The organism is Veillonella sp. ACP1 (assembly GCF_000286635.1).
Taxonomy (GTDB): Bacteria; Bacillota; Negativicutes; order Veillonellales; family Veillonellaceae; genus Veillonella; species Veillonella atypica.
Genome location: NZ_ALKL01000007.1, coordinates 114379 through 128221 on the forward strand (window position 1 = coordinate 114379; position 13843 = coordinate 128221).

The following is a 13843-nucleotide window of genomic DNA, read 5'->3' on the forward strand; positions in this document are numbered from 1 at the left end:
ATAAAATTTTATTTATCATCATAACCCATTGGATGAGATTGATGCCAACGCCATGCATCCCCTATGATGTGTGATAATTCACTATGTTGTGGATTCCAGCCTAGAACATTCTTAATGCAATCCGAAGATGCAATTAATGTACTTGGGTCCCCTGCGCGACGTTCACCATACTCGACAGGAATATCAATTTCAGTTACCTTTTTAGCCGTTTCTATAATATCTTTTACAGAAAAACCATTACCACTGCCTAAGTTAAAAGCTCTTGATTCACCACCATTAATCAAGTAGTTCATAGCCAATACATGGGCAGATGCTAAATCAGTAACATGAATATAATCACGAATACATGTACCATCAGCAGTATCATAATCAGTTCCAAAAACAGTAATATGCGGTCTCTTTTTTAAAGCAGCCTCTAATACTAATGGAATTAAATGAGTTTCTGGAGAATGATCTTCACCAATATCGCCACTTTCATCTGCACCAGCCGCATTAAAATAACGTAATGCTACATATGTAGAACCATAAATAGAGCTATAGTCATGAAGCATTTCTTCAATCATCAACTTGGTGCGACCATAAACATTAGTTGGCTGTAATTTAGCTGTTTCTACAATAGGTACTACCTCAGGTTCACCGTAAACTGCGGCTGTACTTGAAAATACAAAATGTTGTACACTCGCCTGTCTTGCTGATTCTATAAGGCGATAAGATCCTACAACATTGTTCTCATAGTAAATAGAAGGGTTTATCATAGATTCCCCTACTTGAGAGTGTGCAGCAAAATGCATAATCCCCTTTATATTATTATCTTTCATGACGTTCACGAGTTTTGAATCTGCAATATCTAACTCTATGACCTTAACCCCTTTAGGAATAGAACTACGATGACCACGCGAAAAATTGTCAACTACAATAGGTGTAAACCCAGCCTGGATTAATGCTCTAACCGTATGACTACCTATATAACCAGCACCACCTGTTACTAAGATATTCATATACTTACTCCCCCTTAATAACTACAACTTTTTCATGGCTTGAAGTTTTGGACCAATCAAGCGTTTATAAACTTCAACACCAGGTTGATCAAAGGCATCAACACCGGCTAAAATCGATTCAAAATACACAGCCCAACAATGCATGAACATGATTTCCCCTAAATGGAATGCATTTAATGTTGGTACAGATATGGTCATATTAAAACGATTATCTATCGATAGTGCCTCACGATTCGCATCGAGCGCACTATTTAATATATCGCTAATAGGAATATCCCCTATGGCATCCAGTTTATCATATTCACTATATAAATTAGGAACAACTAGTGATGTATTCCAGTCTCGTACCTTAATAAATTGAACTACCTTATTGAGTCGCCCTTCTTGATGCTCTTGCACTTGAGCATGCATATCCATCGTGCCTACTGCAGGAACAGGTGTACGACCATAAGGGAGACATGTATTACTCATTTTACCTAATGATTCGGATAGGAGTTGTACATACCAATCAGATAGTGAATGTAGAGACTCACCATAGGGCATGAATACCTCGATAATACGTCCATATCGCTCAGACGCAATATATTTCAATAATGCACTAAATAGTGCAGGATTTTTATAAACATCCTCTTCTTGGCAAGCCATATCCATCGATGCAGCACCAGCCAAGAAGCCTTCGATATCAAAGCCCACAAGAGCAGCTGTAACAAATCCGACCTCAGTAAAAACGGAGAATCGGCCGCCTACTCCATAGGGAACGGAGAATGTTCTCCATTGATGCTTGATAGCCATATCATGAAGAATGGTAGGATGCGCCTCATCATTTGTTTCTGTAACAACAGTAACTTCATAATTAATATGGTTGTCTTCAAGCGCTTTTTGAAGAATCATAAAATTAGCCATCGGTTCAATGGTAGAACCAGATTTTGATGTAACTACAAGCATGACCTTATAGTCACTACCCTTTTCATCAGCCTGAGATACTAATGTTTTAATAAGCCCTTCCAAATACGGTCCATCCACATTAAAACCGGCAAAGTAAAATCTTGGATAGCCATTTCGTTCTTCATCAGTATAGTTATTCCAGAATGAACCACATTGCACATCAAATAGTACCTTACTACCTAAGTAGGATCCACCAATGCCAATGGATACAACTGTATCGATATGTTGACGAGCATACTCACCTAAATCATATAAACGAGCCATCATATCCGGTGTATTGATACCGTTTTCCGATATATATGGCAACTGATAAAACAAAATTGGTTCTGGTTGACCATCTTTAGAAAGGTGGCCTTCTTCATAACCTGTGGATCGCAAAATATTAGTATGACGCCATACATTTTGAATGGCCCGTTCAAAATTTTGTATGTCCCTTGCCTGTATGCAGCTTTCATTATAGATATTGTTATAATCTAGCTCAAATCCAGAATCTAACTGTAACATCAAGTATCTCCTTTATGCACCAATCCAACCATAGCCATAACCGATACCAAATACGGACCAAAGAATAGCGATGGGAATCAATAACTTAAATTTCAATTTTGCTGTTTTATGATGACATAGTACCATGCCTAATAATGCACCTATCCCTGCAAAGGCAAATGCTAAAAATAGCAATGTAAATTCAGAAATCCGCTCATACCCCTTTATAGCGGAAAACTTATCATATCCATATATACAAAAGACAATAAAATTCCATACGGCCATGGTAATCAGAAAATACGTTTCACTCATAATACTATATTTTATTTCCCCTTAAAATATGAGAGGGTATCACCCAATCCACGTTCCAACCCAACAGTGGCTTCAAATCCAAAATCCTTTTTAGCTTTTTCATTACATAAACGAGAATGGCGAATATCGCCAACTCGTTCTGGTTCATAATTAGTTACAATTTGTTTTCCACTGATAGATGTAAAATAAGCTACCAGTTCATTTACAGATGTACTCGTATTAGTAGAAATATTATAAATGCCTGTTAAATCAGGATGATTCATGGCTTTAATATTAGCTTCAACAACATCGGCCACATATACAAAGTCACGTGTTTGCTCACCATCCCCAAATATGGTAAGCGGTTTATCTTCATTAACGAGACGGTTAAAAATACTAATTACACCGCCTTCGCCACCATCACCTTGACGTGGCCCATATACATTGGCATATCTAAAGCACACTGTTTTTAATCCAAAAGCTTGTTCATAAATACGTAAATACCCTTCAGCTGTCAATTTAGTAAGGCCATAAAATGATGTTGGTTTACCAGACATCTCTTCTGTTAAAGGTAATGTATCGAGATCACCATACACTGCAGCAGAGGACGGCATTAGAAAATGTTCTACCTTATGCTTTCTAGCTGCTTCGAGCATATTGATTAATCCTATTAGATTCACATCACAATCCATCTTAGGATTTTCCATAGATGCTGGTACCATCGTTTGTGCCGCTTCATGAAATACTACCTGAGGTTTAAAATCTGCAAAAATAGAGTCTATGTTAGAATCTCTTACATCTACCTCAGCGAATGTAGCCTCTGGATTGACAAACTCCCGTACCCCTGTGGAAAGATTATCTATTACTAATACTGTATGACCTAATGCTATGAGTCGATCTACTAAATGGGACCCTATAAATCCGGCGCCCCCCGTTACACAAACACGCATTGTTTTCCCCTTTTATATTATTTACCTTTAGCTGCCCCTGCCTTCGCGAGTTGGTCAGCCATTTCATTATATGTATCACCTGTATGAGCATGTACCTTGTGAAAGCATACTTTCACATGTGGAAATATACCTTCACAAAATGTTGCATATTCGTTGGTTAATACATTATTTCGTTTCCACTTCTTCGTGGCCCACCTTTCTATCCCCATATAATCATAATATAAGGAACACTTTGGAATTCCATGAGTCAAAGCATACTGCATAACATGCATAGCGGCTAGTAACTCACCAGACACATTCCAAAACTCTGTATATTTCGCATCCTGTGTGCCGAACGAAAATGTTTCTTTATTACCGTTTAGAAACATTATACCTCCGGAACCTACGGATTGGTTATATTTATCATAACTACCATCGATATAAGCAATTAAATGATTGAATTCTGAAAAATCAGGAGCTATAGATTTTTTTGCATCAGTTATTTTTGATGTCTTTGATGCTGCAAGATAGTCTCCGATGCTCATCCCTTCATCACCTATAAAAGCCTGAGCTTCTGCTTTTGTAGGAAACGATTTATAGATAGCACCACCAAAACCTTTGACCTGTTTTTCACAATCGCTCCAAGTTTCATAAATACCTGGCGTACGGCCTGCTTTTACAGCATAAAATTTCTTCGCCATACAACCTCCTAATGCTTCATGGTAAGCGGTACAAATTCAGCATTTACTACAGATTGTAAATCTTGTGGATTAACATGCATCTGCATGCCTCGTAAACCAGCACTAACATATACAGCCTCTTGAGCTTGCATCGTTTCATCAAAATATGTAGGAAATAGCTTTTTCATACCTACCGGCGAGCAACCACCTCGTAAATAACCAGTTATACCTAATAAGTCCTTAACATGAATTAATTCAACTGATTTATTACCACTGACACGAGCAGCCTGTTTCATATCTAGTTCTTCAGCTACAGGAATACAGAATACTACATATCCTGTTTTATCACCCTTGCCAACTAAAGTCTTAAATACTTCTTTTTCATCAAGACCTAGTTCATCAGCTACATGAATACCCTGACCTCGTTCTTCAGACCATTCATATTCATCAATCGTATATGCTATGTGATGAGTATCTAATATGCGTAATGCATTTGTTTTTTTATGCTTTTCCTTACTCATACAAGAGCCTCCTATTTATTAACAATTTTATTTATATTCTTTAATTCAATACGTAAAGTACCATCATCATTAGTTTTAATTTCGATAAACTCTCGATTTTGCATATATTCTACTGGGAACGAAATTTCTATGCCTGTATCGGTTTTAATCTTATGATGTTCGCCTACCTTCGTAGCAAATTCACGATTTACCGGTAAAGGCCGCATCATATCCTGTTCAGCTAACTCCTTTTTAGCAGCTTCTTGTTGAATGGGGTTAGACTTAAATACCTCTTCCACAATGCGAACAGGATTAACCGTATCAGATACTTCTGCATTTTTAGCAATCATAGACTTTGCCATCGTCAGCTCTGCTACACCATCGGATTCGTACGCTTGAGCCACCTTATCTATAATGGTTTTTACCTTTTTAACAGTATCTCTAGAGGATTGATCTGTACCGAGTTGTAACACCTTATCTGCTAAGATATAACAAACTTCACCGTCATATTCACCTTTTGGTTCAAAAATACGAACAGATAAATCCAATGTATTTATGGCAACAAAAGCTCGCAACTTTTGTGTCGGCATCGGCAATACCGCCTTATGTGGTACAAGTTCTGTCGATAAGGAGCCATCATCTTCACTAAACAATTGATGCGTAAAGGCATCATGAGCCTGACATAATAGCATACAAATATAGGATGTGTCTGTCACCACATCGCATACAATAGTATCAATGACAACGCCTACTGTGGCTTGCTTCATATAGTCAAAGGTTTTCTCCCCTAACTCTTTTGCTAACGTGATAAAGGAGATTTCACCAGATTTATATTCACCGATTCGCTTTCCCATAGGGCTATGTGCATGTAACGTCCCTGTTCTCGCACCGGGATCTTTAAAAGCTTTCGTTACATGGCCTGCAATATAGTCATGTATGTCTTGCTCACCTATTTTTAATTCATGTTCAGAATAGACCGCTAAAGATGATGTAAAATCAAAAATCTCTAGGGCTGCTTTATTAATTTGCATGATAACTCCTAAAGGATAAAAATATTACTCTTTATTATACCATTCTTTTAGCAATTCTTTGTCTATTTTTGAACAATCTGTTAATGGTATGGCATCAATATATCGTAAATATTTAGGTTGCGCCTCATGAGGAATAGCTCTACGCACATCGAATTCTACCTCAGACACTGTAACGCCCTCTGCAGGTACGATAAAGGCCACAACCTCTTCCCCTCGTAATGGATCAGGCACACCTATGACTGCAACATCCTCTATAGTTGATAAGACTTGTAACTGCGATTCTAAATCTAATACAGCAATCTTATAACCACCTCGGTTAATAATATCTCCATTACGACCATCAAATATAATGTAATCTCCACACCAATGGCCCTTGTCACCAACTGTTACCATCCCATCAAGTCCGCATATACCAAACCGTGTGGATACATAAATATAATCATCTTTTATGTCAACAGTGACTCCTGGAAATGGACGACCTACGGTACCAGGATACGTATGCCATTCTTCACCAGTACAATGGCTAATATAGTTTAGCTCTGATGCTCCATAGTACAGAATGAATTCCATCGTTGGATATAGCATGTGTAGAGAATGTAATAATTCTCTATCTACAACTTGTGAGCCTGCAATAATATATTGTACACAAGAACAAGTACTGCTATTCCATCGTAATAGTAAACGCAGTTTTGTAGGCAACATATAAATATGAGTGCATTGATAAGAATGAATCAATGATTGCCATCTCTTCGGTTGCATTTTATCACTCGTTACGATTTGACCGCCAGCCCATAAGACAGCTAACATCATATTCGTATTGCCTGTAAAACTAAAACTGCCATGTACAAATATACGCGTAGCATGATTAATATGAAAGATATCATTTTGTATATCAAAATAATCCGCCCAGGATTTTTCAGTTCGCCACAAAGGTTTTGGCATGCCTGTTGTTCCAGATGTAAGGACGCCAAACTGCGCTTCTATCGGAATATCTATGGAACCAAGTAGACGCATTAATCGACTGCGATATGTATTATCCATGTGTGGATGAGAAACAATAGGAATATATCCACGATGTAAAGCAGCTAACCACAATATCAATTGTTCATATACAGACTCTGTATCTATAAAAATAATATGACGTTTACCGTTTATAATTGATGTAATACAGTTGTCATTCTCTATCTCTTGTACTCTTTTAACAACATCATCATATAAATCCCTATAAGTATGTTCAACCCCATCTACTATAATGGCAGTATTCAATTTCTGCTTATGACCATGGTTAAATATAGCCTGTAATATCATATTCATCGTAAAATCCTTATCTACATACGCTCAATAATCATAGCGGTTCCCGTACCGCCGGCGCCAGCAATGGCACATAGTCCATAGTGACCATTACAGTACTCTAGAGCTGCCATGCAATGTATCAAAAGCATAGCACCAGAACAACCATACGGATGCCCATAGGCTAGTGCACCACCAAGCATATTATATCTATCAATAAGATTCGGGTATTCTCGTCCAAATAAAGCAGAAATGACAGCGAACGCTTCATTCCATTCAAATATATCAATTTCAGTTGGAGAAAGACCGGTAACATCTAATATTTTCTTTGTACTTAACAAAGCACCTTCTGGACTATATAGAGGCTCTCCCGCCCAAGGCATGGCATGCACAATCCTAAATGGTCCTTCTTGACTGCTCAATGTAACAAAGGCTGCACCATCATGAGTAAGGCATGCATTCCCAGCAGTTGTGATAGAATTAGGTCCTAATAAGGGCTTCATACGATTTAACAGTTTTTCATTTATAGATGGTCGTATCGATTCATCAATACAGCGCTTTCCGTCTATTTCAATGTCCAGTATATATGGTGAAAGTATTCCTTGTTCGCGAGCATGTTGTGCACATTGATGGCTCCTAATAATGTAAGGATTTAACTCCTCTACACCTACACAATGTTTTATCATGGTACGTTCAGCCCCTTCTAACATTGCTAAAGGCGATATTTCCTTTGGTGCAAATTGTGCCACCATATAATCACCACAGCGATCATCATGGTCGGCATATGCCCTTAGTGGTTGTAAAGATGAGCTTTCAATACCACCAGCAATGACTGTATCCATCATTCCTGATGCAATATGAGCATAGGCCATCTCAACGCTCATCATACCTGATGCACATTGCATGTCTACTGTAACTGCTGGTATCGTATTAGGTAAATGACTATAAAGCCCCATCAATCTAGCAATATTCCCACCAGTACCAACTGCATTGCCACAAAAAATGGCATCCAACGAAGATGCTTTTTTTGAGTCAAATAGCTGATTTAATACCTTGGCGCCAAGTAATTCAGGGCGTATTGATTTATATTGTCCGTTAACGACACCAATGGGGGTGCGTAATCCATTATGAATGAAAACAGGCATAGCATTACTCCATATAAATAAGGAGGTGTACTAATAACACCTCCTACACATATCATCATATTTTAATTTTTGTAGCTAACCAAGAGGCAACTAAACATTTAACAATGTCACCAGGAATATATGGAAGCATCACAATAGGTAGAGATGCCCCAAATGGAGTACCTGTAACAATCATAAATCCAGCAACACCAAAAATATATACTACAGGGATTGTGATAACTATTGAACGCCAGCTATAGGATAAGAAACTTCTAGATTTACCTTTACAGATACTTAACAATGTATACGCTATGGGCCAAGAGAAAATAAAACCGCCAGTAGGTCCGAGTAATTTACCCAATCCAGATGTACCGCCTACAAAGACTGGCAATCCTACGGTTCCAAGTAGTACATACACGATAAATACAATTAATGTATCCTTAGGGGATAGTAATAGACCCGTCAAAGTAGCAACTAATGTTAATGCTGTCACCATAGCAGGGCTAAATGGCAATGGAAATGAAATCCATGCTGATACACACAAAAGAGCTGTTAATAAAGCCATTTTTGTTAAACGTCTTGCTTCCATAATATACCTCATTCACATAAAATCTTAATTCATTCTATGCTCATCATAGAGACGAGCCTTAAAAAGAATCATATCATCTAACGCGCCAACTAAGACATTACCTTCACGTTGGCTTTCAATAGAAACACAATCATTAGCAAGCATAGGAGATAAAAAACGAATAGACATGCCTACCTTTGTGTTACTATTTATCATATGCATCCAAAGATACTCAAGTATAAGTAACCCTGGCACAATATAAGGAACTTCACGATGAATACGATTGCGATCATTTACATCCTCTACAAATTGTATAATTTCATCATTTGTAAATGTAATACGTTTAAGTGAATCATCAACTTTAGGAGTCTCCCGAATTAGTAAAGGTCTTGTTAGTTGTAATAAATTAACCCATAACGTACCACTTGTATTGGACATACAAACGGATATATGATTGCCTTTATACTCTACACCATGAAACACAGTTTCATCTGTGCCTTGCGTATCAAAATAAGCCTTCGTAATAACGCAATTAGTAGGTAAATTTAACGTTTCTTCATCCGTTAAAAGAGCTAATAGATCTCGCATATTACTCCTTATAATTTAATCAGTATAATAATAGTTTTATACCATTACTATTAAATTATAATCAACGGAAACACTATAGTCAACCTAGTATGACATACGAGTTAACAACAAAAGCCACCATTGATAATCAATGGTGGCCTCAATTTTATATTTAAATCCAAAGAATATATAAGCTATTTTATAACTTCAATCCTTTTAAATATTCCTTAAATGCTGAACCTAATTCTTCATTCCGAAGCGCATATTCCACGGTAGCTTTCAAATAGCCTAATTTATCACCTGTATCATAGCGAACACCTTCATAGGCTAAAGCGTAAGTATCTGTTTTGGATGCAGCTAATGCATCTGTTAGTTGTACTTCATTACCTACACCTGGTTTTGTATTCTCTAAGATATCAAAAATATCAGGCGTTAAAATATATCGACCAAGAACTGCTAAATTGGACGGTGCCTTATCAACACTTGGTTTTTCTACTAATCCATGAACACGATACAAGTTATCTGCCAACGGTTCTCCGGACACAATACCATAGGAGCTTACCTTTTCATTCGGTACAAATTGAGCACCTAATATGATACCTGGATGTTGTTCATAACAATCCATCAACTGTTGTAAGCATGGTTTTTCTGGATTATAAACAATGTCATCACCTAATAATACAGCAAATGGCTCATCACCAATAAACGCTTTAGCACATAATACGGCATCACCTAAACCACGCGGTGATTTTTGACGAATAAAATGAATTTTAATATCTGCCAAATCTTTTACCATGGCTAATTGTTTATTTTTACCTTGCTTTTGTAATAGCTCTTCTAGCTCGACACTGCTATCAAAATGATCTTCTATGGCGCGTTTGCTACGACCTGTTATGATAAGAATTTCTTCGATACCAGAATCGAGTGCTTCTTTTACAATATATTGAATCGCCGGTGTATCAACAATAGGCAACATTTCCTTTGGTTGTGCTTTCGTAGCTGGCAAAAAACGTGTACCGAAACCAGCTGCTGGAATGACAGCCTTACGAATAGACTTCATGTGTATGCTCCTTAGAAATCTTTACCAACGAATTTGATTTTCCATTGGTTATTGTTATTTTTATGAGAATCTTTATATGTTAAATACATATCAAAGGAATGCAAATCACGATGGTATGTATAATAGATAGAATCCACATCGCCACTCATCATATTTTGTTTAACACTCACCGAAATATCATCGAGACGTGTCAATTTAAAGGAACCACCATAGATGAGCTCCTTAGGAAGCTCTGTACTATCAAAGCGATATGGCGAGTTGTTATAGCTAATATTGCGTTGATTATACGATACCCACGCATTAACTCTAGGTCCTACAGCTGTACGGAATTGAGCGCCCCAGTACGGCATGCTACGTATCGACTTATCATAGCCATAATAATCGCGTTGATAACCGCCGAAGAATCGCAAAGTACCATCTTTCCAAAGATTGATAGGATCATGGGATACTTCTACCTTATAATCCTTATGGACACCCTTTACAGAGCCTTCCTTCCAATAACCAATGCTTGTTTCACCACGTGCAGTAAATGGAGATTTACCAATATGGTACGTATGTGTATCAAGACGTAATTCACCGATTTTTTCTACCCATACAGTTTCATCATTATATTCATTGGATACTTTACTATACCCTATGGATGCGGTTCCCCAAGGTAAGAAATAGCGATATCCAATTTGAGGCTTAAATCCAGATTTTGAATACCATTTGTAATCAAAATATGCTTCACCAGATTTACCCATTGGTATTTCCGCATTACCACGCAATCCAATGCCATCATCACTATTATAAATAGGACGAGGCATAATAGAAAATGCACTTACTTTACCTTGTTTATCTCCACGTATAGATTTGGTGTAAGATTTCAAGCTAAAAAGTTTAAAATTCTTGATGTAAAAGCTTGGATGTTGAATAACCACCTTATCACCAGGGTAAATTTTAATGTCTTCCCCTTCAATGCGGTAATCAGGTGTATGTTTGAATGCCATCGCATGCTTAGATGTAATCATACCTTTTTCGATGGAACCGGTTTGGCCATCATAGGATAAGTTCTGCCCCTTCACATAATACGGATCAGACCAGCCTTGCGTATGACCGGCATCAAAATGTTGGTCACTGGTACGATAGGTCATAACATCACCAGTAAGATCTTTTGTTTTACCACCATCTTCTAAATAGCGATACGGACCATCAGCAGTTCGATACTCTGTGGTTTTTGTATTACCAGTGATACGATTAGCTAGTAATGTGCGATTACCTTGTGTAACCACTACATTACCAAAAGCATTTACATCGCCAGTACTACCGGAATATGTCATCTTATCTGCATCTACACGAGTTGGTAACTTTTCTGTCGGTGCAGTAATCGGTGAAGCACCACGACGAACAACACGAATATTGCTGCGTTCAGGTGTCGAAGGTTGTTGCAGTTCACCTGGATAGGATTCAGATATACTATCTAAACTATCTTGATATGTAATTGAGTCTGAAGCAGCCCACGCTGGCTGGGCTAAACAAAGCAAGCATGCTGCCACGAGCCATTGTACTCTTTGTTTCCTCATGGTTACTAAACTCCTCTATTGGTTACGCTTTACTACGACGATTGGTTGTGAAACATTTTCTGCTGTATCATTTGTATCTTCTACTTCTTCTGAATCAGCAGTGTTTGTGTCTTCTTCGTCAGTGTTCACAGTTGAATCATCTGCTTCATCCACAGTGCTATCTACGGAATCATCATTCGCAGTCGGTACTGTCACGGCTTCAGCTAGTTCATCATCACTATGAGCTAACCCATCACCACCAATAACAAGACCTTGAATCGATACAGAGTCTTGAGGTTGAATAAATACAGTGGAGCCTACTGGGTAATCAATATTTTTACCCTTAATGAAAGCACCACCTACTAAACCAACAGGGCCAAGTAGAACTGCACCAGCCACAGAGGCACCAGCTGCTTTAATTTCGCCCTTTGTTTTTTCCTTAGCCTCATTACCTTGTACAGCAGTAAATTCTGTACCATCAATAGCAGGAACAGAGTCAAAAGTTATATCTAATGCACCATTACGTCCAAAAGAGCGCGCTTTTTTCAAGGATGTAATCGTTGCAGAACCTACAGTACCAGCTGGCACCAACAATACATTGCCATCCATTACATTTTCAGCAACAGTGAATTTAATTGTATCTCCTTCATGACTTGTTTTTGTGGATACCGCATCATTTAGTGTTACCTTGAACACGTGATCAGAAGATAGTGTTCCTACTTGATTTGTAAGAGTTACATTACTACCATATACCTTGGTTTTCAAGCTAATAATACGTTTTTGTAATGAACCTGTTGAAATTCTACCATTCACACTACGTTCCATCTTTTCAACACGTTCTACCAAGGAACCATCATTAATGCTGTTTTGGTATGTATATTCAAGTGCGTCCATTTCTTCACGCAATGAAATATTAGTACCACTACCTTCAACGGAATCATATAAAGAATCTACACGTTTACTCAATGTAGCAGTATTGCCAGAAAATCCGTTGCCGTATACAGTTTCATCCAATTGATTAATACGATCTACAACGGCACCATCTTGAGGTGCACCATATACGGTGCTTTCTAATACTTGTGTTTTTTCCGTTACTGTACCAGGTGCAGCAAATGCGGTACCTGTCAATAAAGATGCCATCAAAAGTGTAAGTACTTGCTTCTTCATATAATCCTCCACAATTTATCCGCTATGGGACATATACGTTAAACAGCACAATAAGCACGGGCCTAAGACCGTGCTTATTTTCTGAGTACTTCTAAGGAAGTATCTCAGTGGCCATTAAATTTTTAAATCAATAAGTGCAGATACACCTACACCTTGAACACGGGAAGCGCCCACTGGATTTGTACTATCTACTGGTACTAAACCTTTAACACGAACCATGCCGTTAAAGCTACCTTCAACTTGAGCAACAGCCTTAACTTGTTCGATACTAGATGCAGGGCCTGTTACTTGAGCAGCACCAATGTACCCTTTTGTACCAATACTAATGATAGGTACAACCTTTGTAGTATATTCAGTACTCAAATTATTTTGTTTTAGTAATTTATTTAAGAAAGAATCAATTTGTGGACCAAATTTACTAACTAGAATGCCAACGCCACCAATTTTAGCAGCACCACCAAGGATACTACTTAAGCCGCCAGCTTGAGTAGTTAAAATGCCACCAAATGCAGTTGTAGTTAAACAAATTCCTAGAACAGCGGTCATAATTTTCTTTTTCATGATAAGCCTCCTAATAGATACTTATATTTTAACAAATTCTATACATAGTTTCTAGTGAAAGTATAAATACTTACACTTAAAGATAGTAAAATTATATAAAAATACAAT

General features: G+C 37.7%; 15 protein-coding genes. All 15 read right to left on the bottom strand.

Features of this window, described 5'->3' with window-relative positions:
- Positions 1 to 8: 8 nt before the first annotated feature.
- A complete protein-coding gene (gene galE, locus HMPREF1151_RS02285) occupies positions 9 to 998 on the bottom strand; it encodes a UDP-glucose 4-epimerase GalE (protein WP_009660880.1) in 990 nt (329 codons plus the stop codon).
- Positions 999 to 1019: 21 nt separating this feature from the next.
- Positions 1020 to 2447: a glucose-6-phosphate isomerase gene (locus HMPREF1151_RS02290; RefSeq protein ID WP_009660857.1), complete on the bottom strand. Its 1428-nt coding sequence runs from the start codon at positions 2445 to 2447 to the stop codon at positions 1020 to 1022.
- Between the two features lie 12 nt (positions 2448 to 2459).
- Positions 2460 to 2738, bottom strand: coding sequence for a DUF1294 domain-containing protein (locus HMPREF1151_RS02295; protein ID WP_038141168.1), 279 nt, complete (start codon positions 2736 to 2738; stop codon positions 2460 to 2462).
- Positions 2739 to 2749: 11 nt separating this feature from the next.
- Positions 2750 to 3667, bottom strand: a complete 918-nt coding sequence (locus HMPREF1151_RS02300; RefSeq protein ID WP_009660875.1) for an NAD-dependent epimerase/dehydratase family protein — start codon at positions 3665 to 3667, stop codon at positions 2750 to 2752.
- A 17-nt stretch (positions 3668 to 3684) separates the two neighbouring features.
- Positions 3685 to 4347: a viroplasmin family protein gene (locus HMPREF1151_RS02305; protein WP_009660942.1), complete on the bottom strand. Its 663-nt coding sequence runs from the start codon at positions 4345 to 4347 to the stop codon at positions 3685 to 3687.
- A gap of 8 nt (positions 4348 to 4355) precedes the next feature.
- Positions 4356 to 4847, bottom strand: a complete 492-nt coding sequence (ybaK, locus tag HMPREF1151_RS02310) for a Cys-tRNA(Pro) deacylase (RefSeq protein ID WP_009660892.1) — start codon at positions 4845 to 4847, stop codon at positions 4356 to 4358.
- Positions 4848 to 4858: 11 nt separating this feature from the next.
- Positions 4859 to 5857, bottom strand: coding sequence for a nucleoid-associated protein (locus tag HMPREF1151_RS02315; protein ID WP_009660937.1), 999 nt, complete (start codon positions 5855 to 5857; stop codon positions 4859 to 4861).
- A gap of 24 nt (positions 5858 to 5881) precedes the next feature.
- Positions 5882 to 7171 (bottom strand): AMP-binding protein, encoded by a 1290-nt coding sequence (locus tag HMPREF1151_RS02320; RefSeq protein ID WP_009660858.1) that lies wholly within the window; start codon positions 7169 to 7171, stop codon positions 5882 to 5884.
- Between the two features lie 14 nt (positions 7172 to 7185).
- Positions 7186 to 8292, bottom strand: a complete 1107-nt coding sequence (locus HMPREF1151_RS02325) for a thiolase family protein (RefSeq protein WP_009660913.1) — start codon at positions 8290 to 8292, stop codon at positions 7186 to 7188.
- A gap of 55 nt (positions 8293 to 8347) precedes the next feature.
- A complete protein-coding gene (locus tag HMPREF1151_RS02330; protein WP_009660949.1) occupies positions 8348 to 8860 on the bottom strand; it encodes a biotin transporter BioY in 513 nt (170 codons plus the stop codon).
- A gap of 24 nt (positions 8861 to 8884) precedes the next feature.
- Positions 8885 to 9427, bottom strand: a complete 543-nt coding sequence (locus tag HMPREF1151_RS02335; protein ID WP_009660905.1) for a hypothetical protein — start codon at positions 9425 to 9427, stop codon at positions 8885 to 8887.
- A 178-nt stretch (positions 9428 to 9605) separates the two neighbouring features.
- On the bottom strand, positions 9606 to 10466 hold the full coding sequence (gene galU / locus HMPREF1151_RS02340; protein ID WP_009660847.1) for a UTP--glucose-1-phosphate uridylyltransferase GalU: 861 nt from the start codon (positions 10464 to 10466) through the stop codon (positions 9606 to 9608).
- 11 nt (positions 10467 to 10477) lie between these two features.
- Positions 10478 to 12028 carry an LptA/OstA family protein gene (locus tag HMPREF1151_RS02345; protein ID WP_009660922.1) on the bottom strand — a complete coding sequence of 517 codons (1551 nt, stop codon included), beginning with the start codon at positions 12026 to 12028 and terminating at the stop codon, positions 10478 to 10480.
- 15 nt (positions 12029 to 12043) lie between these two features.
- Positions 12044 to 13174 carry a hypothetical protein gene (locus HMPREF1151_RS02350; protein ID WP_009660849.1) on the bottom strand — a complete coding sequence of 377 codons (1131 nt, stop codon included), beginning with the start codon at positions 13172 to 13174 and terminating at the stop codon, positions 12044 to 12046.
- A gap of 114 nt (positions 13175 to 13288) precedes the next feature.
- Entirely contained in the window at positions 13289 to 13735 is a 447-nt protein-coding gene (locus HMPREF1151_RS02355) for a hypothetical protein (protein WP_005376809.1), read from the bottom strand.
- Positions 13736 to 13843: the final 108 nt, after the last annotated feature.